The organism is Thioalkalivibrio versutus, from assembly GCF_001999325.1.
Classification (GTDB): domain Bacteria; phylum Pseudomonadota; class Gammaproteobacteria; order Ectothiorhodospirales; family Ectothiorhodospiraceae; genus Thioalkalivibrio; species Thioalkalivibrio versutus.
Window position 1 is genome coordinate 106,026 of record NZ_MVAR01000018.1, and the last position, 19,771, is coordinate 125,796.

The 19,771-nt window shown below is 67.8% G+C and carries 16 protein-coding genes; 10 read left to right on the forward strand and 6 right to left on the reverse strand.

Annotation, left to right across the window (positions count from 1 at the left end):
- The first annotated feature begins 41 nt into the window (after positions 1-41).
- From B0684_RS07060 to B0684_RS07070, 3 genes are read left to right on the forward strand one after another with little or no spacing between them, the layout of a single operon-like run.
- Positions 42-1,421, forward strand: coding sequence for an ABC transporter permease (locus B0684_RS07060; RefSeq protein ID WP_018143944.1), 1,380 nt, complete (start codon positions 42-44; stop codon positions 1,419-1,421).
- On the forward strand, positions 1,414-2,682 hold the full coding sequence (locus tag B0684_RS07065; RefSeq protein ID WP_018649751.1) for an ABC transporter permease: 1,269 nt from the start codon (positions 1,414-1,416) through the stop codon (positions 2,680-2,682). The genes B0684_RS07060 and B0684_RS07065 overlap by 8 nt, the downstream gene beginning before the upstream one ends.
- Positions 2,683-2,684: 2 nt before the next feature.
- Positions 2,685-4,301: an ABC transporter ATP-binding protein gene (locus tag B0684_RS07070; protein ID WP_018649752.1), complete on the forward strand. Its 1,617-nt coding sequence runs from the start codon at positions 2,685-2,687 to the stop codon at positions 4,299-4,301.
- Positions 4,302-4,451: 150 nt separating this feature from the next.
- Here the strand turns inward: B0684_RS07070 and mutM are convergent, their stop codons facing one another.
- From mutM to B0684_RS07085, 3 genes are read right to left on the reverse strand one after another with little or no spacing between them, the layout of a single operon-like run.
- Positions 4,452-5,267: a bifunctional DNA-formamidopyrimidine glycosylase/DNA-(apurinic or apyrimidinic site) lyase gene (gene mutM, locus B0684_RS07075; RefSeq protein ID WP_019571183.1), complete on the reverse strand. Its 816-nt coding sequence runs from the start codon at positions 5,265-5,267 to the stop codon at positions 4,452-4,454.
- Positions 5,260-6,210: a chorismate transformation FkbO/Hyg5 family protein gene (locus tag B0684_RS07080; RefSeq protein WP_018649754.1), complete on the reverse strand. Its 951-nt coding sequence runs from the start codon at positions 6,208-6,210 to the stop codon at positions 5,260-5,262. Before B0684_RS07080 ends, mutM begins: the two co-directional genes overlap by 8 nt.
- Positions 6,211-7,425 (reverse strand): EAL and HDOD domain-containing protein, encoded by a 1,215-nt coding sequence (locus tag B0684_RS07085; protein ID WP_018168465.1) that lies wholly within the window; start codon positions 7,423-7,425, stop codon positions 6,211-6,213.
- Between the two features lie 374 nt (positions 7,426-7,799).
- On the opposite strand from B0684_RS07085, the gene B0684_RS07095 reads away from it, so the two are divergent.
- The gene (locus tag B0684_RS07095) at positions 7,800-8,030 is read left to right on the forward strand and encodes a DUF6967 family protein (protein ID WP_018143938.1); all 231 of its coding nucleotides are present in this window, start codon (positions 7,800-7,802) and stop codon (positions 8,028-8,030) included.
- Positions 8,031-8,275: 245 nt separating this feature from the next.
- Here the strand turns inward: B0684_RS07095 and rpmG are convergent, their stop codons facing one another.
- The 3 genes from rpmG to B0684_RS07110 all read right to left on the reverse strand — a co-directional run bounded on the left by rpmG (position 8,276) and on the right by B0684_RS07110 (position 10,610).
- Entirely contained in the window at positions 8,276-8,446 is a 171-nt protein-coding gene (rpmG, locus tag B0684_RS07100) for a 50S ribosomal protein L33 (RefSeq protein ID WP_017941410.1), read from the reverse strand.
- Between the two features lie 12 nt (positions 8,447-8,458).
- Positions 8,459-8,695, reverse strand: coding sequence for a 50S ribosomal protein L28 (gene rpmB / locus B0684_RS07105; RefSeq protein ID WP_018143937.1), 237 nt, complete (start codon positions 8,693-8,695; stop codon positions 8,459-8,461).
- A gap of 169 nt (positions 8,696-8,864) precedes the next feature.
- On the reverse strand, positions 8,865-10,610 hold the full coding sequence (locus tag B0684_RS07110) for a putative bifunctional diguanylate cyclase/phosphodiesterase (RefSeq protein WP_018176060.1): 1,746 nt from the start codon (positions 10,608-10,610) through the stop codon (positions 8,865-8,867).
- 187 nt (positions 10,611-10,797) lie between these two features.
- On the opposite strand from B0684_RS07110, the gene B0684_RS07115 reads away from it, so the two are divergent.
- The 6 genes from B0684_RS07115 (at position 10,798) to B0684_RS07140 (ending at position 19,749) form a co-directional block, all read left to right on the forward strand.
- Positions 10,798-11,730, forward strand: coding sequence for a LysR family transcriptional regulator (locus B0684_RS07115; protein ID WP_018143935.1), 933 nt, complete (start codon positions 10,798-10,800; stop codon positions 11,728-11,730).
- A 6-nt stretch (positions 11,731-11,736) separates the two neighbouring features.
- Positions 11,737-12,483: a type 1 glutamine amidotransferase gene (locus B0684_RS07120; RefSeq protein ID WP_018143934.1), complete on the forward strand. Its 747-nt coding sequence runs from the start codon at positions 11,737-11,739 to the stop codon at positions 12,481-12,483.
- The gene (locus B0684_RS07125; protein ID WP_018168467.1) at positions 12,480-12,968 is read left to right on the forward strand and encodes a hypothetical protein; all 489 of its coding nucleotides are present in this window, start codon (positions 12,480-12,482) and stop codon (positions 12,966-12,968) included. The genes B0684_RS07120 and B0684_RS07125 overlap by 4 nt, the downstream gene beginning before the upstream one ends.
- On the forward strand, positions 12,965-14,074 hold the full coding sequence (locus B0684_RS07130) for an AI-2E family transporter (protein ID WP_018649755.1): 1,110 nt from the start codon (positions 12,965-12,967) through the stop codon (positions 14,072-14,074). Before B0684_RS07125 ends, B0684_RS07130 begins: the two co-directional genes overlap by 4 nt.
- Before the next feature lie 77 nt (positions 14,075-14,151).
- Positions 14,152-15,693, forward strand: a complete 1,542-nt coding sequence (locus B0684_RS07135) for an Rne/Rng family ribonuclease (protein WP_018143931.1) — start codon at positions 14,152-14,154, stop codon at positions 15,691-15,693.
- Between the two features lie 144 nt (positions 15,694-15,837).
- Positions 15,838-19,749, forward strand: coding sequence for a YhdP family protein (locus B0684_RS07140; protein WP_077276999.1), 3,912 nt, complete (start codon positions 15,838-15,840; stop codon positions 19,747-19,749).
- Positions 19,750-19,771 lie beyond the last annotated feature (22 nt).

A 19,771-nucleotide genomic window follows, 5' to 3' on the forward strand; every position in this document is an offset into this window, starting at 1 on the left:
ATGCCCATGGAAGCTGAAGCGGCAGGGGAGCGCCGCACGCGATGCTGACCTACATCCTGCGCCGCATGCTGCTGATGGTGCCGACCCTGTTCGGGATCACCGTGGTCGTGTTTGCGGTGATGGCGGCCGCACCCGGTGGGATCAGCGCCCTGACGCTGGTCGAAGGCCAGGGCCTGGAGCCCCAGGCACAGAAGGCGATGGAGGACTACTACAACCAGCTCTACGGGCTGGATCAGCCGGCCCCGGTGCAGTTCGGGCGCTGGCTGAACAACATCTCGCCGATCGGATTTGCCCAGGACGCGGACGGCTCGCTCACCGGCTGGCCACACTTCAAGGTCCCCAATCTGGGCACCAGTTTCCGCTATGGCCGGCCGGTGATCGATCTGGTGGCCGAACGCTTGCCGATCACGTTGCTGCTGAACGTGCTCTCCATCCCGCTGATCTACATCGTCGCGGTTGCGGTGGGGGTGCGCGCGGCCACCCAGCATGGCCAGGCCTTCGATTCGCAGTCTGGCGTCGTGCTGCTGGCCCTGTGGTCGGTGCCGACCATGCTGGCCGGCGTGTTGCTGATCGGCTTCTTTGCCTCCGACCAGTTCTGGCAGTGGTTCCCCACCGGGGGGCTCAGCCAGCGCGCGGCGCTGGACATGACTTTCCTGCCCACGGTGGAGGTGGTCTGGGCGTTGCCGTTGTTGCTGATACTGCCGTTTCTGGGGGTGGCGCTGGGGATCTACCTTGCGCGCTACCTGCCCGCCCGTATCCGCGGCGGGGTCGGGGCAGCACTCGGGGCCGTCTGCGGCTGGCTGATGTTCCGCGATCTGGCACCGGCCGGGATGGTCAGTACCGCAGTGGCCGTGCTTCTCGGGGGCGGAGTGGGCTGGATGATGGCGCACAGTGATTGGGGCGTCCTGCGCGGGTTTTATCTGGGCACCCTGGGGCTGGGTGCCGGGCTGGCGCTGGCGCTGGGCCTGGCGCCGGGCCATATGGTGCCGGGCTTCCTGCTGGACCGGGCCTGGCACCTGGTGTTGCCAGTGCTGTGCCTGTCCTACGGCGGGCTGGCATTCCTGGCCAAGCTTTCGCGTTCGGCGGTGCTGGAGAACCTGACCTCGGATTACGCGCGTACGGCGCGCGCCAAGGGGGTGGCCGAGCACGACGTGCTGTGGCGTCACGTGTTCCGCAATTCCCTGCTGCCCCTGATCACCGTGTCGGCCACGCTGCTGCCCTCGCTGCTGGCCGGCTCGGTGATCGTGGAGGCGATCTTCTCCATTGATGGCATGGGCAAGCTGGCGGTGGAGGCCGTGCAGACGCGCGACCGCGAGCTGGTGCTGTCGATTACCCTGATCTCGGGCGTGCTGACCCTGGTGGGCTATCTGCTGGCGGATCTGGCCTACGCCATCGTCGATCCGCGGGTGAGCTATGACTGAGACCGCGCACAACGCGCAGCAGGCGGATCGCCGCAGCCGTTCCTGGGCCCGGCGCGTGGTGGGCGAGATCCTGCTGCGCTGGGGTGCCCGCCTCGGGATTGGCTGGATCGCGCTGCTGACCCTGGTCGCGGTCCTTGCGCCAGTGCTGGCGAATTCCCACCCGCTGCTGGTGCAGACCGCCGACGGCACGTGGGCGCTGCCGTTTCTGCGCTACCTGACGGCGGCGGACGTCACCCTGTTTGGTTTGCTGGTGCTGGCTCTGATCTTCTGGCGTCTGCCTGGGCGGCCGTGGCGGCGCTTCGGTCTCTGGGCGGTGCTGGGCGCGGTGCTGGGCGTGGTGGCCTGGCAGACGGTGTCGCCGCCGTCGCTGGTGATTCACGAGCAGTACCGCGAGGCCGAGGTGATGGGCGAGTATCAGCGGGTAATCCGTGCGCCGATCCCGTACTCGCCGCGCGACTACCTGCGCGATTACGCCGATACCGGGCTGGAGGCCCCGCGCGAGTCCCCGGATCGGGTGCACTGGTTCGGTACGGACGATACCGGCGCCGACGTGCTCTCGCGCATGATCCACGCCACGCGCATCGCGCTGTCCATAGGCTTCATCGCGACCGGGATTGCGCTGGGGATCGGGGTGATCCTGGGTGGGCTGATGGGCTATTTCTCGGGGATCGTGGACATGATCGGGATGCGCCTGGTGGAGATCTTCGAGGCCATCCCGACGCTGTTCCTGCTGTTGACCTTCGTCGCCTTCTTCGGCCGTTCGCTGTACCTGATGATGCTGATCATCGGCCTGACCTCATGGTCCGGCTACGCCCGTTATGTGCGTGCCGAGTTCCTGCGCCTGCGCCAGCAGGACTTCGTGCAGGGGGCCATCGCCTCGGGGCTGTCGCTGCCGTCCATCCTGTTCCGGCACATGCTGCCGAACGGCATCGCCCCGATCCTGGTCGCGGCCAGTTTTGGCGTCGCCTCCGCGATCCTCGCCGAGGCGACCCTGTCGTTCCTCGGCCTCGGACTGGTGGATGACCCCTCCTGGGGCCAGATGCTGAACCAGGCGGTGCAGAGCTCCACCTTCAACTGGTGGATGGCGGCCTTCCCCGGGGGCGCGATCTTCCTGACCGTGTTCGCCTACAACCTCATCGGCGAGGCCCTGCGTGACGCAGTGGACCCGCATGCCCGCTCCGCGGCGCGCACCGCCAATCGCGATGATGGTGCACGCCCGGCGGCCGGTGCCACCAGCGCCACCAGTGGCGGGGTGCGTTGACCATGCTGGAGGTGCGCAATCTGCAGATTCGCCACCGCGACGGCGAGGCGGCGCTGGTGGAGGATGTGAGCTTCGCCATCCGCGAGGGCGAGCTGTTTGCCCTGGTCGGGGAGTCGGGCTCCGGCAAGTCGATCACGGCGCTGGCCATCATGCGTCTGCTGGATGCGGGCTTCGAAAGGCCCTCGGGCGAGGCCTGGCTGGCCGGACGCGAAGGCCGCCAGGAGTTGCTGGGGCTTCCCAGCGCGGTGATGCAGCATGTGCGCGGCGACCGCGTCGGCATGATCTTCCAGGAGCCGATGACCTCCCTGAACCCGGTGCTGAAGGTGGGCGATCAGATCGAGGAGGTGCTGCGCCTGCATCGCCCGCAGATGAGTCCGGAGCAGCGCGCGGCGCGCACCCTCGAGGTCTTGAGCGAGGTGCAGTTGCCGAACCCCGAACAGCGCCGCGACGAGTACCCGCACAAGCTCTCCGGCGGCCAGCGCCAGCGGGTGATGATTGCCATGGCCCTGGTCGCCGAACCGGATCTGCTGATCGCGGACGAGCCGACCACCGCGCTGGACGTAACCATTCAGGCCGAGATCCTGAAGCTGATCGACCACCTGCGCGAGAAGAACGGCATGGCGGTCCTGCTGATCACCCACGACTTCGGCGTGGTGGCCTCGGTGGCTGATCGCGTGGCGGTGATGCGCCAGGGGCGCCTGGTGGAGCAGGGGGAGTGCCTGCCGCTGTTGCGCGCTCCGCAGGACGCCTACACCCGCAAGCTGATCCAGGCGCTGCCGGAGAACCTGCCACCGCTGCCGCCGGTGCCGGGCGCGGGGCGCGAAGCGCTGTTGCAGGTGTCCGGCCTGCAGGTGCACTTCCCGGTGCTGAAGGGCCTAATGCGTCGCCAGGTGGATGTGGTGCGGGCGGTGGATGACGTCAGTTTCGAGCTGGAGAATGGCGAGGTGCTGGCCGTGGTGGGGGAGTCCGGCTGTGGCAAGACCACCCTGGGCCGCGCGATCCTGCGCCTGATCGAGCCGACCGGTGGCGAGATCCGCTACCGGGGCGAGTCGTTGACCCACATGGCACGCAAGCCGTTGCGCCGGCTGCGGCGGCACCTGCAGGTGGTGTTCCAGGACCCGGCCTCGTCGCTGAACCCGCGCCTGAACGTGCTGACGCTGCTGACCGAGCCGATGGCGGTGCATGGCATCGGCGCCAATCAGGACGAGCGAATCGCCCTGGCCGGGAAGGTGCTGGATCAGGTGGCGTTGCCGGAGGACACCCTGTGGCGCTATCCGCACGAGTTCTCCGGTGGTCAGCGCCAGCGTATCGCGATCGCGCGGGCCCTGGTGCTGGACCCGGACGTAATCATCTGCGACGAGGTGACCAGCGCGCTGGACGTATCCGTCCAGGCAGAGGTGCTGCAGATCCTGGGCCGGCTACGCGCGGAGCGACGTCTGGCGATGATCTTCATCACCCACGACATGGGCGTGGTCGAGTACTTCTCCGACCGCATGCTGGTGATGCACGACGGGCGCATGGAGGAGATCGGCGCTACCGCCGAGGTGCTGGCCAATCCGCAGGCCGACTACACCCGCCACCTGCTGGATGCCGTGCCGCGCGTCTCGCGTTATCTGTAAGCCCGCCCGCGCTGTGCGGTGCATGGCCGCCGTCTGGCGGTTGCGGGTCGCTTACCGTAGCGAATCCTTTCCTGGTGTTCTCTGCGTGTGTTCCGTGCCCTGTGCGGTGAACAACGGCCTTTCCGCTCTGCTGACCCGTGTGGGGTCGATCTACTTCTGGCAGGCGGGGCAGTAGCTACTGGCGCGCTGGCCGATGCGGCGCGTGCGCAATACCTCGGCGCAGACCGGGCAAGGCTCGCCGGCGCGGCCGTAGACGCGCAGCGACTGGCGGAAGTAGCCGTGGGTGCCGTCCTCGTGCAGGAAGTCGCGCAGGGTGGTCCCGCCCTGTTCAATGGCCGCCGCCAGCACCGCCTTGATGTGGCTTGCCAGGCGCTCGTATTCGGCGCGCGTGACGCGTCCGGCCGCGCGCCCGGGCCGAACGCCGGCGAGGAACAGGGCCTCGGTGGCGTAAATGTTGCCTACTCCCACTACGATGGCCTGGTCCATGATGAAGGCTTTGACCGGGCCCCGGCGGCCGCGGCTGCGGCGGGACAGATAGTCGCCGTTAAATTCGGGGTCCAGGGGCTCCGGGCCGAGGTTGGCCAGCAAGGTGTGGGATAAGCCGCCCTCGGGGAGCGGCAGGCAACAGCCGAAGCGGCGCGGGTCGTGCAGGCGAACCTGGTAGCCGTTGTCCAGGTGCAGGGTCAGGTGATCGTGCCGGCGCAGCGGCGTCTCGGGCGTGCAGTGGCGCAGGCTCCCGGACATCCCGAGATGCAGCAGGAGGCCCGTACGATCGGTCTCCAGCAACAGGTACTTGGCGCGCCGGGTCAGGCTGCGGACCCGGGCGCCGGCCAGTTGCTGCACCAGCTCCGGCGGCACCGGCCAGCGCAGGCGCGGCTCGCGGACCTCGAAGGCCGTGATGCGGCGCCCGGCCAGCAGGGGGGCGAGCCCGCGCCGGGTGGTCTCGACCTCGGGCAGTTCAGGCATGCACGCCCTCGATTTCCAGCAGCAGCTCGCGCCGGCAGACGTCGCCGCGGACCCACTGGACGATCGGCCCCGGATGGGCGTCGTGGTAGTGCTCGGCGAGGACCGCGGCGACCTTGGGCCGGTCTTCCGGATGTCGCAGGTAGACGCGCAGCCAGGCCGGGCGTGGCAGTTCGTGGCCGGCGGTGTCATGCAGGGACCGCAAGTTGGCCAGGGTCTCGCGTGTCTGGGCGACGACGTCGTCGGGGTGACGGCTCTCGTGGCCGACGATGCTGGCGGTGCCGGAGAGCAGGATGAGTGGGCCGTCCGCGGTTTCCAGGCGGGTCGCGCGGGCGAAGGTCGGGCTCTTCGGGCTGTAGCGCGCCGGGTAATGATAGGCGCTGACCTGACGCGGGTTCTCCAGGGACTCGGCCGGGGTGCGAGTGGCGATCAGGTAGATGACCAGCTGGCGCTGGTCGCTCCCGATGGCCGTGGCGGCGGGCATGCTGGCCAGCGGGATCTCCAGGGTCTCAAGCGCGGTGGCGCGGCCCATGCAGAAGGCCTGATAGCGTTCCAGCCCGTCCTCCTCGGCATGGATGTCGCCAAAGTAGTTCCATACGCGTGCCAAATGCTCGAAGCCGCGCGCTCGGCAGGCGGCCAGCAGTGCGCGGTAGGCGTGTTCGGTCTGCTCCCGGAGGCCGTTATCCGGTCCGCTCCAGGTCGCGAAGAGGACGTCCTTGTGCTCCAGCAGGCGGACGGGCCCCTCGTGGATCGGCGTTGGCGTGCCGCTGGCGGTCCAGTACTCGACATAGTGATCCGGCGCCAGGGGGCGCAGGCCCGGGCGGATCTCCAGGTGGCCGGGCCCGCTGTCGATCCCGGCGGGTTCGCGCAGCCGGATGTGCATTCCCGTTTCGGGGCCGGCGGCGGCTTCCGGCATGAGCTGGCTGCGCAGGGTAAGGGGGGGCATCTAGTTCTCCGCCAGCGAGGCGAGCAAATCTTCGGTCCAGCGTACGGCCTCCAGGTAAAGGCGGCTGGAGACCGGCGCCGGGACCGGGGCATTCGTGTTGTCCAGCGGGGGTGTCGGGCCTTCGAAGGCGGCGATGGTCGCCAGCAGCGGTGCCAGCGGTCCTGCGCCTTCCATCAGGGCCTGTTCCATTTCGGTGGACAGGTGGAGTTCGCCCAGGATGTGTCGCAGCGGTACCCCCAGCACGCGATCCATCCCGGAGAGCATGCCGAGGGTGAAGTAGCGTTCGCACTCCTCGGGGTGCAGGCCCAGGGCGCGCGCCATCAGCATGCCCATACGGGCACGGATCATGACCTGCTCGAGCCCGTGGGTGGGATTGCCGGTACCACGCAGTACCATCAGCATCGCCAGGCGTTTGATGCGCCCCTGGCCCAGGCGCAGGATCGCGTTGTAGAGCGAATCGGTCGGGCGAGAGCCGCGATAGGCCGGGCTGTTGGCGATGCGCAGCAGCTGGATCGCGAGCCCGGGCTCGGCGGCGATCAGTTCCTCCAGCTCGGCCGGCGTCGGATCCGGCGCCTGTAGCGCCCGCAGGAGGCGCAGCAGGGCCACTTCCAGGCTCTCCAGGCGCTGCCCCTCGATCACGTGGGGGAAGGACAGGTGAAAGCCCTGGAACAGGCTGAAGCCAAGGGCCTGGCAGCGAGCATAGGCCTCGGCCGTTTCGACCTTCTCGGCCAGCAGTTCCACGTCGAAGGCGCCCAGGGTGGTGACTTCCTGTTCCAGGCGCTGGCCGCCCAGGGCGAGCACATCGAGCTTGACCAGATCCGCCAGTTCGACCAGCTCGGAATGGCTCTCCTGAAACTGGTAGTCATCCAGTGCGATGCGAAAGCCCCGGCCCTTCAGTCGGCGTACCGCGGCGATGACCTCGGCGTCGATCTCGATATCCTCGAGGATCTCCAGCACTACCTGTTCCGGTGGCAGGCTGGTGATGACCTCGTGTTCGAGAAAGCCGCGGGTGAGATTGACGAAGGCCAGGTGTTCGCCGACCAGGTGTTGGAGACCGATGTCGATGAAGGCGCTGCGCAGGAGATCGGAGGTGGCCAGGTCGCCGTCGGTGACCGAAGCGGCATCCAGGTGCCCAGCGCGAAACAGGAGCTCGAAGCCGACCAGATTCTCCTGATCGTCAAAGATGGGTTGCCGGCCGACAAAAATTGGTTGCATGCTTGCGCTAGGGAAACACTGATTAATGTACACGCTCGCGCTCGAGTCGCTTTGGTGTGCGAACAAGACGCGGCGACTGCCGTGCGGTCACTCTGCACAAGGGAGCCGCAACGCCGTGCGCACGCCCGTTTTCGTCAACAACGGGCGTGCGAGCCTCGGCGTTCAATAACTTGCGGGGTTGGCGCCCCAGGTTCCCCGATCCTGCGTTGCGCCGCTTGCGGGTGGAGTCACTCCCCGCTGCACGACGCGCCGGGTCTCGGAAAACCTGGGGTACCAACGCGAGCGTGTACATTAATCAGTGTTTCCCTTGGTCAAAAACGGATGGGCGGCCACGACTGCGTGCGGCAGGCCGGCTCGGGAGGGACATAAGCACCATGGATTCGATTGATGCGCCATTTGGAGAAGTCGTGGAGTTGCGCCAGATCCTGCACGACTCGGGGGTCCCGCTGCTGCGGGTTATTATCCGCGATGGCGGGCGTTATACCAAGATCGAACTGGACCCGGCGACGGCTCACCGCTGGGGCCGCGTGATGACGCGCTGGGCAGAAACCGCCGCCGAGGGGGCCGCGACGCCAGGGGATGGCGGGCAGCCGGATCCGGTCTGAGCCCGCGTCAACGGGGGATATGGCTGGATGCAGACGCGCTCGAGATGATCTCGAGCGCCGACCGGGCGCGTTGAGCGAGGCGTGGCCGAGCCCCATGAGCCGAGTGGCAAGTGGGAAACGGTGCGTTAACGCGAATGCGTTTTCCGGTACGGACCGCGCGCGCCAACACAAAAAAGGCCCGGAACCGCGTTGGCGGGCCGGGCCTTTTTTCGCCTGTTGTCAGGCAATCGAGCCGATGGGCGCGATTACTTGATCTTGGCTTCTTTGTACATCACGTGTTTGCGGACGACGGGATCAAACTTCTTGATCTCCATCTTCTCGGGCATGTTCCGCTTGTTCTTGGACGTGGTGTAGAAGTGCCCGGTGCCGGCGGAGGACACCAGGCGGATCTTGTCGCGTGCGGACTTGGCAGCCATCGTGAAGCCTCCTTAGACCTTTTCACCGCGGGCACGGCAGTCCGCCAGGACCGCGTCGATGCCGCGCTTGTCGATAATTCGCATGCCCTTGCAGCTAAGGCGCAGGCGTACGAAGCGGTTCTCGCTCTCCACCCAGAAACGGTGGAAATGCAGATTGGGCAGGAAGCGCCGCCGCGTCTTGCGGTGAGCGTGAGAAACGTTGTTACCGGTCGCCGGGCGTTTGCCGGTCACCTGACATACTCGGGCCATCGGGGGACTCCGGAATTTGGGTCTACCAGAAAGACGGCGGACTATAGCGTAGCCCCGGGGCGGGTGCAAGGGAGGCGCTGATCAATTCGGGAACATTCGCGGCGGCTTTGGAGCAGGACGCCGCGTCCCGAAAGGCCAATCGGTTCGAGTGTGAACGTGAACGATCCGGTTAGCGGTTGTTTGCTCGCTTGAGGGCCGCTCGCTCATCGGTCTCCGGGCACAGGCCGGGAACGAGGCCTCGGTCGTGGGCCCAGGCGATAATCTCCTCCAGCGGCATCGGGCGGGCGATGCCGTAGCCCTGAGCCGCGTTGCATCCGTAGTCGCGCAGCCGCGCCAGGGTGGCCGCGTCCTCGGCCCCCTCGGCGACCACCTTGAGGCCCAGATCCCGGGCCAGGCTGATGCTGGCGCGGGTAATCTGCTCGTCGACCGGGTGCTCCAGCATTTGCCGTACAAAGGCCTGATCGATCTTGAGAGTCGTCACCGGCATACGTTTGAGGTATGCCAGCGACGAATAGCCGGTGCCGAAGTCGTCGATGGCGAGTTCCAGTCCGGACTCGGTCAGGCGACGCAGGGCCCGGATCACCTCGTCCGGGTCCGCCATCAGGGCGGTCTCGGTGAACTCGAGTTCCAGGGCGCAGGGTGGAAGCCCCGAGACGCGAACCTTCTCCAGCAGGCGATCGGCAAATCCGGGGTCGAGGAAGTTGCGCGCCGAGATGTTCACGCTGACCGGCATGTCCAGGCCTTCGACGCGCAGGCGGGCGATGTCGGCCAGTGCGAGATCAAGGACCCGGTCGGTGAGGCTGTGGATCAGTCCGGTGCGCTCGGCCGGCGGGATGAACTGGTCGGGAGCGATGCGGCCGCGAACCGGGTGTTTCCAGCGTAGCAGGGCCTCCAGGCCCATCACCTGATCGCTCGCGAGATTGACCTTCGGCTGGTAGTGCAGGCTTAGCTGGCCGTCGTCCAGTGCGCTTTGCAACTCGCCCAGGAGTTCCACGGTGTACAGGCTGTGCTCGTTGCTGCGGCGGTTGTAGCTGCGATAGCGGCGCCCCGAGTGACTGGCCTCGTGCATCGCCATCCAGGCCTTGGTCAGCAGTCGGGAGGGTTCATCCTGTTCGTGAAAGGGGAAGGAGGAGACGCCCGCGTGGGCCCCGAGGTAGACCGGGATCTCGAAGACCTCGAAAGGTGTTTGCAGGCATTCGATTGCGGCGCGTGTGACGGCGAGTGTCTCTTTGCGGCTGCGGTGGGGCAGGATCAGGGCGAAGTGATCGTCGTGGATGTGGAACACGGACGCCCCGGCGGGCTCGGCCACTGCCTGCAGGCGCTCGGCAATGGACCGCAGCAGGGGGCGCTCGGCGGCGAAGCCCAGGGCGCCAATGCTGTCCGGGTAGTTGTCCATCTGCAGGCTGATGACGAACACGCGGGTGGCCGCGGCGTGCGGGGCGTCGGCCTGGGTCATCAGTTGCCGGGCATACTGCTCGAGCGACTCGCGATTGGGCAGGCCGGTCACGGGGTTGTTGTAGGCCTGTTCCAGAAGCCGTTCCGAGTGGCGGCGCAGGGTGTCGAACAGCCAGCCGGAGAATCCCCCGAGGACGATGTAGATGCCGGTGCGCGTGAGCCAGTTCAATGCGGGTTGAGCCGCCCCGGTGGCGGTATCCAGGGGCATGAACGGACCCAGGAGCAACCCCGCCAGCAGCCCGAAGGCCAGCCCGCCCCACAGCCCGAACAGGGCGGCCCCCAGCAGCACCGGGATGAGGATGAAGTTGAGGTAGGCAGTGGAGGTGCCGCCGGTCTCGTATACGATCAGCGCGACCAGCGCCATCAGGAGCGGGACGGCAGCGGCCCCGGCGAGTCGCCAGCCTCCGGGGATCCCCTGTGAGCGGGCATGTGACCAGGTGGAAAACGGGGTCGGCGCCATTCCGGTTCCTTCGGTTTGTGCCATTCGGGTGCCGCCACGGTTATCGACGTAGTGGGCCGGTTTGCGTGCAGGGTCGGGAATCGCCGCGTCGCGAGAAGTGGTCGCTGTTGCCGGTCGCGGGGGCTTGGTAGCATTCCTCGACCAGGGTTTCCCTGATTGTCTGGAACCTTCTACTTGGCGGAGCGGCATGGCCGATCGGCGTTTGCAGGTCTTTCTTACGGTGGCACGGTTGCTGTCCTTCACCCGCGCCGCCGAGGTGCTGCATATGACGCAGCCCGCGGTCACCTTTCAGGTGCGCCAGTTGGAGGAACAGCTGGATACCCGACTGTTCGACCGCAACCACAATCGAGTCACCCTGACTGATGCCGGACGGCTGGTACAACGATATGCCGAACGCATCTTTGACACCTATGGCGAGATGGAGGCCGCGCTACGCGAGTTGAAGGGCGCGGACGGCGGGGCGTTGGTGATCGGCGCCAGTACCACGGTGGCGGAATACATGCTGCCGGCGCTGCTGGGTGCATTCCGCCGCGAGCATCCGGATATCGGCATTCGCCTGCGGGTGGGCAATACCGAGAATGTCGTGGTGATGGTCGAGGAGGGCAGTGTCGATCTCGGCATCGTCGAGGCCCCGGTGACCCACCGTAGCTTGCAGGTCCAGCCCTGTCTGGTGGACCAGCTGCGGCTGATCGTGCCGCCGGAACACGAGCTGGCCCGGCGCGACACGGTGACCGTCGCCGACTTCATCGAACGCCCATTCATATGCCGCGAGGAGGGTTCCGGGACCCGCGAGGTCATCATGGAGTACCTTGGGCGCGCCGGATACGACCGCAGCAGTCTGCGCGGCTGCATGGAACTGGGCAGCCCGGAGGCGATCAAGGGCGCGGTGGTGGCCGGCATGGGGGTCTCGGTGCTGTCCGAGGCGGTGGTGGCGAAGGAGCTGGCCCTTGGCGAGCTGGTGGCGTTGCCGCTGTCGCCGCCGCTGGAACGGCCGATCTCGCTGGTGCACGCGCGGCAGAAGTTCCGCGTACCCACGCTGGAGGTGCTGATGCAGTTCCTGCGCGGGTACTGCACCGGTCAGCGTCCGCTCGCCCCCGCATCAGAACTCAAACAGGATTGACGTGACATGAAGAACTACTGCGTGGTGCAGCATACCTATTCCGAGTTTCTCGGCCTGATCGAGTCGCAGCTGGAGAAGCGCGACATCGGCTTCTCCTACTACCGACCGTTCGTGGGTCAGGACCTGCCGGGCTCCGCGGCCCAGTTCGACGGGCTGTGGCTGCTGGGCGGCGCCTGGCCGACGGCGGATCACGAGGAGAATCCGCAGGTCCCGGACGAGCTGTCGCTGATCGATATCTTCCGCCGCTCGAAGCGTCCGGTGGTGGGCGTCGGTATGGGCGGGCTGCTGGTGGCCGAGCAGGCCGGTGGCACGGCGCACGAGGACCCGATGTACCGCGCCCGTTTCGTGACCGCGCACAAGACCGCGGCCGGGGAAGGCGACGCACTGGCCGAGGCACTGGATGGCCGGCGGGTGCTGCAGCTGGTCAACGGCCGCGTCGACCTGCCGGAGGACGTGCAGCCGATCCTGGTGGACGACGACGGCGACTGGCTGGCGATCCGGCCGGACGAGCTGACCTATGGCATGCTGTTCCGACCCGAGGTGAAGCCCGGGATGCTCGAGGACATCATCATGGAGGCGCGGCACAATCCGCCGCCGAACATGGGCGAGCTCCTGGGCGAGGCGCGCATGGAATGGGGCGAGATGCAGAAGGTGACCGAGGACGTGCTGGTGGCCCTGGTAAAGACGCTGGGGCTGATGCAGGAACGCCGCAAGATGCCGGTGTTCAGCCTGAAGATCGAGGACGAGGGATGATCCCACCCCTGGGCATGGGCAACGAGGGGGGCCTGTCCGGGGGCGATCTCGGGTCGGTGCGCGGCGGTGCGCGCAAGAAGGGCCGGGAGGACCCGGCCAAGGCGATCGCCGAGATCGCCGCGCGGCTGTCGACCGAGGATCAGGCCAGCCTGCTGAAATTTGCCCGTTTTCTGGAGCAGGAGTCGCCGGCCCCCGCGCCGGAACCGGTTCCCGAGCCGGAGCCGATCCCGCGTCCGGAGAGCGAGTCCGTCATCAAGGCGATGCGCCGGCTTTCCGCGACCTATCCCATGCTGGATCGCTCCAAGCTGCTGAACGAGACCTCGGCCCTGATGGGCCAGCACGTGATGCAGGGGCGCCCGGCGGTGGAGGTGATCGACGAGCTGGAGGTGGTCTTTCGGACTCACTACGAGAAGGCCGTCGTCCAGGATCCGACCCGACAGACGGATGCCGACCATGACGAGGCGCCGGGAGGGGCCTCGCAATGATCGATATCCTGCGCCAGTGGTACCAGCGTCATTTCACCGACCCGCAGGTGGTGATCCTGGCGTTTCTGCTGCTCGCGGGATTCCTGATCATCGTTTTTGCCGGGCGCATCCTGGCGCCGCTGCTGGCCTCGCTGATCATTGCCTACCTGCTGGAGGGGGCGGTGCGCAAGCTGGTCTTTTTGCACATCCCGCGCATCCTCGCGGTCACCATTGTGCTGCTGGCCTTCCTGGCGCTGACGGTGGCGGCGCTGTTCAGCGTGGTGCCGCTGATGTCGGCCCAGGTGACCCAGCTGGTGCGCGAGCTGCCGGGGATGATCTCCGAGGGCCAGAACCTGCTGCTGCAGTTGCCCGAGCGTTACCCGCAACTGATCAGTGACGATCAGGTGTTCGAGCTGATGGGGGCCATTCGCGCCGAGGCGACCCTGCTGGGGCAACGTGTGGTGTCGTTCTCGCTGTCCTCGGCACGGCACCTGGTGGACGTGGTGATCTACCTGATCGTGGTCCCGCTGATGGTGTTCTTCATGTTGAAGGACCGCGATCTGATCCTGAACTGGATCCGCGGCTTTATGCCCCAGGACACCCACCTGGCCAGCGAGGTCTGGACCGAGGTGAACCTGAAGATCGCCAGCTACGTGCGCGGCAAATTCATCGAGATCGTGATCGTCTGGGCGGTCACCTTCCTTACCTTCAACTGGTTCGGGCTGGAATACGCCGTGCTGTTGTCGTTCATGGTGGGCATCTCGGTGATCATTCCGTACATCGGCGCGGCCGTGGTGACCATCCCGGTGGCGGCGGTCGCATACTTCCAGTTCGGCCTGAGCTCCGAGTTCGCCTGGGTACTGATTGCCTACGGGGTGATCCAGTTTATCGACGGCAACGTGCTGGTGCCGCTGCTGTTTTCGGAGGTCGTCAACCTGCACCCGGTGGCGATCATCGCCGCGGTGTTCGTGTTCGGCGGCATCTGGGGGCTTTGGGGGGTATTCTTTGCCATCCCGCTGGCGACGCTGGTACATGCGGTGATCAAGTCCTGGCCGCGCGCCCAGCGGCTGCCGCCGGAGTCCTCTGGAGAGCCGGCGGCCGCCGCGGCCGAAGCCGCCACCAAGTAGCCCGACATCCCTGATCGCCGGCCCGCCCGTGTGCGGGTTCGGCGGTCTGCCCGTGACATCAAGAACAAGAAGAACGCATGACCGGAACCGAGATCCTGATGAACGTGACGCCCCAGGAGAGCCGAGTGGCCCTGGTGGAAAATGGCGTCCTGACCGAGCTGCACCTGGAGCGCGCCCGCCGCCGCGGGATCGTGGGGAACATCTACAAGGGCCGGGTGGTGCGGGTACTGCCGGGCATGGATGCAGCCTTCGTCGATATCGGGCTGGAGCGCACGGCCTTTCTGCATGCCTCCGACGTGGCCCCGGTGGAGCGCGAGGAGCTCAATGGCAACGGCCCGTCTGCCAGCGACGCCCCTGCGGCGCCCGTGGCCGGCGGCAATGGCACCGGCACGCCGGCCCCGGTGGTGCGCGAGGGTATCCGCGAGCTGCTGCGCGAGGGGCAGGAGGTCCTGGTGCAGGCAGTCAAGGACCCACTGGGCTCCAAGGGCGCGCGGCTTACCACCTATATCACCCTGCCGTCGCGCAATCTGGTGCTGATGCCGAACCAGTCCAATGTCGGTGTGAGTACGCGCATCGAGGACGAGGGCGTGCGCGCACGGCTGCGTGCATCCATTGAGCAGTTGCGTGACGAGTTGGCGCCGCAGCACGGCTTTATCGTGCGCACGGCCGCGGAGCTGGCCGACCACGAGGCCATGTATAACGACACGGCGTTCCTGAAGAAGGTCTGGGATACCCTGCAGGAGCAGGCTGTCGGGGCCCCGCCGGGGACCGAGGTCTACGCCGACCTGCCGCTGGTGGAGCGCATCCTGCGCGACATGGTGGGGGGCGATATCGAGCGTATCCGCATCGATTCGCGCGAGACCTATCAGAAGGTCTGCGGCTTCGTCGAGCGCTACCTGCCGGAGCTGATCGGCCGGATCGAACACTATCCGGGCGAGCGCCCGATCTTCGACCTGTTCAACGTCGAGGAGGAGATCCACCGTGCCCTGGAGCGCAAGGTGGAACTGAAATCCGGTGGCTACCTGATCTTCGACCAGACCGAGGCGATGACCACGGTGGACATCAACACCGGCGGTTTCGTCGGCCATCGCAAGCTCGAAGAGACCATCTTCAAGACCAATCTGGAGGCCGCGCAGGCGATCGGTCGCCAGCTGCGCCTGCGCAATCTCGGCGGGATCATCATTATCGATTTCATCGACATGCAGGACGACGAGCACAAGCGCCAGGTGATCCGCGCGCTGGAAAAGGCCCTGGAACGCGATCATGTGAAGACCCAGACCTGCGACGTGTCGCCGCTGGGCCTGGTGGAGATGACCCGCAAGCGCACCCGCGAGAGCCTGGAGCACCAGATGTGCGAGCCCTGCCAGGTGTGCAGCGGGCGTGGCTATCTGAAGTCGGCCGAGACGGTGTGCTACGAGCTGTTCCGCGAGATCCTGCGCGAGGTGCGCCAGTACGACGCGCGCGAGCTGCGCGTGCTGGCCTCGCAGAACGTGATCGACCTGCTGCTGGACGAGGAATCCGCCAGCCTGGCCGAGCTGCAGAGCTTTGTCGGCATCCCGATCCGCTTCCAGGTGGAGACGCTGTACACCCAGGAACAGTTCGACGTGGTCTTCGTCTGATCTACAAGTAGTATGTAGACAGGCACCCGGTCCCCGTCTCCGTCAGGGAGGAAGAGGCGCGAAGATGAATCGCCAGTGCGGACCCAGCACGGATACGGGTCCCGGTCGGCCGGGCGGGTCGGATTGCGCCTCCCCGGTGGAGAAATGAGACGCCGGTCACAAATCCTGAGGGTGGCGCTGGGCGCCTTCCTGGCGCTGGTCATCGTGATCGTGCTGCTGCGCCTGGCGCTTCCGCACTGGGATGGTCTGCACGCCTGGGTCGAGACCACCGCCAGCGAGCAGCTCGAGCGCGAGGTCACGGCCGCAGGGATCGAGCTCGGCTGGACCGGCTGGTCGCCGGCGCTGGTGGCGCGCGATGTCCGCGTGGCGATGCCGGATGGTGAGCCGGTCGCCATCGACCACCTCGGGGTCGCGCTGAGCGTTGGGGCCAGTCTGCGTAGTCGCCATCCATCCTTCGCAGTGCGTGTTCGGGGCGTCGAGCTGCGCTTGGTACGCCACGCCGACGGACGCTTTTCCCTGCACGGTCGCGAGCTTGGCATGGGCGAGGGCCGCTTGTTCACGCTCCCCGTGGAGCAGTGGCCGGATGTCGAGGCCGAGGCCATCCGGTTGGTCTGGGACGATCGCAGCGCCGGCCTGGAGTCCGATGCGTGGCTGGACCGGGCCGCCCTGCGCACGGCGCATGACGGGTCGCTGCGGATGCACCTCGAAGGGGTGCTGGATGGCGAGGCCGCGGGCGGGCACTTCGAATTGGGGCTGAAGGCCCCCGCAGCGGATTTGCGTGATGCGCGCTTCTTCCTGCGGGCCGATGCGGTCGACCTGACCGCCTGGCAGCCGTGGCTGGCCTACCTCGGCTGGCCCGCGCCCGAGGGCACGGCCGCGCTGCGTCTGTGGGGCGCGCTCGACGAGGGGCGCATGGCCTGGCTGCGTGGGGAGCACGAAACCACCCTCAATCTGGCCGGGGAACCGGTCGGCCCGGCCATCGGACATCGTTTCGACTGGCGGGTGCAGGAGGATCGCCACCGCTCGTCCTGGAGCGGGACCCAGCCCGGGTCCGGCGATCTGCGCCTTGCCTACCGCCTGGAGGGCAAGCCGGAGGGGCTGGTGGTGGACGCGGTGGAAATGGCCGCGCGCGATCTCGAAGTGGAACCTTACGCGCCGCTGCTCACGCTGCTTCAGGATGCGGCGCCCGAGTTGGCGGAGCGGATCGCGGACCTGCATCCGCGCGGCACCCTGGACTTCGCCCGGCTGGAGGCCCGCCGCGCGGATGGCCGTCTGCAGCCTGTCTGGGCGGAGGCCGATGTGCACGACCTTGGCTGGCGCGCGGGGGATCACGGGCTTGGGGTGCAGGGTGCCTCGGGGTATATGCAATGGCGCCGTGGCGGTGTGGAATTGCTGCTGGACAGCCGCGACCTGCAGATCGACCTGCCGCGTGTGCTGGCCGATCCGGTGCCGCTGGATACGGTGCGTGGACGGCTGCGTGCCGAGCGCGATGATGCCGGACACTGGCGCCTGGCGGGCGAGGGCCTGAATGCCGCCAATGCCCATGCCGCGGTTCGCGGCCGCCTGCGGGTACTGCTGGATGGTCACGCGGCCGGACCCCGGGTCGATATTGCGATGGACATTCTGCGTGCCGACGGTGATCACACCGCGCGCTACCTGCCGCTTTACCACCTGCCGGACAACACCTACCAGTGGCTGGTGGACAGCATCGTTACGGGCACGTCCTCCGGCGGCGGCATGGCCTATCGCGGGCGCGGGAAAGACTTCCCGTTCGCCGGCGACGAGGGTGTGTTTGATCTCTGGGCGGATGTCGAGGCGGGCATCCTCGACTATCAGGAGGGCTGGCCGCGGGCCGAGGACCTCAGTGGCCGGCTCCTGTTCCACAACGCGAGCTTCCGCGCCGAGGGTGCGCGCGGGCGCATTCTGGACACCGAGGTGCGCGACACCCGGATCGGGATCGAGGACATGGAGCATGCGGTCCTCGAACTGGAAGGCACGGCAGAGGGCGATGCGGCGGATCTTCTGGCCTACCTGCGCCAGGCCGAGTTGCTGGAGGAGGCGGCCGAACTCCGTGACCAGGCGCGGCTGGACGGGCCGACCCGGCTGGGTCTGTCCCTGAACCTCCCGCTGCAGGCGGGCCGAATGGCCGCGACCCGCGTCGCCGGTGAGCTGGACCTGCGGGGTATCCGCGCCGAGGTCTCGGGCTGGCCGACCATTCTCGAGGCCGTGGAGGGACGGGTCCAGTTCGATACCGGGGATCGCGTGACGGCCGATGGGGTCACCGCGCGGGTCCACGGCGAGACGGTGACGCTGGGGGCGGACTGGCCGCTGGATGGCGAGACGGCGCGGTTGACGGCGCGCGGTCCGCAACCCCTGGCCCCGTGGCTGGAGGATTTCCCGGAGCTTGCGCCCTATCTCGACGGGGCGGCGCACTGGGATGCCCAGCTGCGCTTGGGGCCGGCGGTGGACGGGGTTCGTCTGGAGTTGCGCTCGGACCTGGTCGGGGTCGCGATCGACTGGCCGGAGCCGATCGGCAAGTCCGCGGCGGCGGCCCGCGAGCTGGAGCTGGTGCTGCCGCTCGGGCATGACGGCGCCGGTATCGGCCACCTGACGCTGGGGCAGGTCCTGCGCGCACACCTGCGCCTGTCACCGGCGGCCGCGCCGGAGGACCCGGCCGCACGGGGTGCCGAGCCGCGTACGGCCGCGCGCGGGATCGGGTTGCAGGCCATGGCGCTGGAGATCGGTGCGCCCCGCGCCAGTGCCCTGGCCTTGCCGGGGGCGGGGGTCTCGGTGCGGGCGCGTCTGCCGGAGTTGACGGTCGACCCTTGGCTCAAGGCCCTGAGCGAGGCCCCCTGGGGTGGTGATGTGGATCTGGGCGCGGCCAGCGAGGGCGCCGGGGAAGCCGCGGGAGCGGTCGCGTTGACCCGCCTGGAACTGGATATCCGCGACCGCATCCGCTGGGGCGAGCAGGACCTGCCCGGTGCGCGCTTCCTTGGCCGACGCGGGGATGCGGGCTGGGATCTGGAGGCCACTTCCGACTGGCTGGCGGGCGAGGCCCGCTGGCGCCCGATGGGAGCGGGCGGGCGCGACCGCTGGGAGGCGCATGTGCGCCACCTGGTCCTGGAGGAGCTTGAGTGGGGCGGAGAAGCGGACCCCGATCCCGGGGTGAACCCTGTCGCAGTCGGGGGCTTCGAAGACCCGCGCGTATGGCCGGCCGTGGACTTGACCCTCGACAGCCTGGCGCTGGGGGATTACCGTTTCGCGGACATCGAGCTGGGGCTGGAGCCGCAGCCGAACGGACTGGTCGTCCGGGACCTGGAGCTGCGGACCCCGGAAGGTGACCTGCACGCAGACGCCGTCGGGGCCTGGCGGGTGACCACCGGTGGTCTGCCGGAGACACGCCTGGACGTGAGCCTCTCCGGCGGTGATTGGGGCCGGGCGCTCGAGTCGGCGGGGTTGTCGCGTGCGATGGTCGGGGGGAGCGGTGACGGTTCGCTGTCGCTGACCTGGCCGGGGCCGCTGTATGCCCCGCGCCTCGCGCAGCTGGCGGGCTCCATGGAACTCTCCCTGGAGGACGGGCGTCTGGCGGATGTCGAGCCGGGCGCCGGCCGCCTGCTCGGCCTGGTGAGCCTGGACGTGTTGCCGCGGCGGCTGCGGCTGGATTTCCGCGACGTGTTCACCGAAGGCCTGACCTTCAGCGAACTGACCGCGGAGGCGACACTGCGCGATGGTGATCTCTACGTGCCGGCTCTGCGCATGGAGGGTCCCTCGGCGCGCGTGCGCCTGAGTGGCCGCACCGGGCTGGTGGCGCGCGACTACGATCACGAGATCGTGGTCGTGCCCAGCCTGCGTACCGCGCTGCCGATTGTCGGGGCGCTGGTGGGCGGACCGGTGACCGGGGTCGTGGTGCTGCTTGCGGAACGCGTGCTGGGGATTGGGGATCAGATAGAAGAGGCGGCCCGTGTCGAATATTCGGTGACGGGCCCCTGGGACGACCCGCAGGTGCGCGTGCTGGTGCAACCGGCCGCAGGTGCCGAAGGGACTGATAACGACTAACGCCGGCAGGGATCGGCGTTAC

What these genes read in the sequence shown, in the direction of transcription:
- B0684_RS07060 (WP_018143944.1), top strand. Translation starts at nt 42, where the DNA reads ATGCTGACCTACATCCTGCGCCGCATGCTGCTGATGGTGCCGACCCTG.
- B0684_RS07065 (WP_018649751.1), top strand. Translation starts at nt 1,414, where the DNA reads ATGACTGAGACCGCGCACAACGCGCAGCAGGCGGATCGCCGCAGCCGT.
- B0684_RS07070 (WP_018649752.1), top strand. Translation starts at nt 2,685, where the DNA reads ATGCTGGAGGTGCGCAATCTGCAGATTCGCCACCGCGACGGCGAGGCG.
- mutM (WP_019571183.1), bottom strand. Translation starts at nt 5,267, where the DNA reads ATGCCTGAACTGCCCGAGGTCGAGACCACCCGGCGCGGGCTCGCCCCC.
- B0684_RS07080 (WP_018649754.1), bottom strand. Translation starts at nt 6,210, where the DNA reads ATGCCCCCCCTTACCCTGCGCAGCCAGCTCATGCCGGAAGCCGCCGCC.
- B0684_RS07085 (WP_018168465.1), bottom strand. Translation starts at nt 7,425, where the DNA reads ATGCAACCAATTTTTGTCGGCCGGCAACCCATCTTTGACGATCAGGAG.
- B0684_RS07095 (WP_018143938.1), top strand. Translation starts at nt 7,800, where the DNA reads ATGGATTCGATTGATGCGCCATTTGGAGAAGTCGTGGAGTTGCGCCAG.
- rpmG (WP_017941410.1), bottom strand. Translation starts at nt 8,446, where the DNA reads ATGGCTGCCAAGTCCGCACGCGACAAGATCCGCCTGGTGTCCTCCGCC.
- rpmB (WP_018143937.1), bottom strand. Translation starts at nt 8,695, where the DNA reads ATGGCCCGAGTATGTCAGGTGACCGGCAAACGCCCGGCGACCGGTAAC.
- B0684_RS07110 (WP_018176060.1), bottom strand. Translation starts at nt 10,610, where the DNA reads ATGGCGCCGACCCCGTTTTCCACCTGGTCACATGCCCGCTCACAGGGG.
- B0684_RS07115 (WP_018143935.1), top strand. Translation starts at nt 10,798, where the DNA reads ATGGCCGATCGGCGTTTGCAGGTCTTTCTTACGGTGGCACGGTTGCTG.
- B0684_RS07120 (WP_018143934.1), top strand. Translation starts at nt 11,737, where the DNA reads ATGAAGAACTACTGCGTGGTGCAGCATACCTATTCCGAGTTTCTCGGC.
- B0684_RS07125 (WP_018168467.1), top strand. Translation starts at nt 12,480, where the DNA reads ATGATCCCACCCCTGGGCATGGGCAACGAGGGGGGCCTGTCCGGGGGC.
- B0684_RS07130 (WP_018649755.1), top strand. Translation starts at nt 12,965, where the DNA reads ATGATCGATATCCTGCGCCAGTGGTACCAGCGTCATTTCACCGACCCG.
- B0684_RS07135 (WP_018143931.1), top strand. Translation starts at nt 14,152, where the DNA reads ATGACCGGAACCGAGATCCTGATGAACGTGACGCCCCAGGAGAGCCGA.
- B0684_RS07140 (WP_077276999.1), top strand. Translation starts at nt 15,838, where the DNA reads ATGAGACGCCGGTCACAAATCCTGAGGGTGGCGCTGGGCGCCTTCCTG.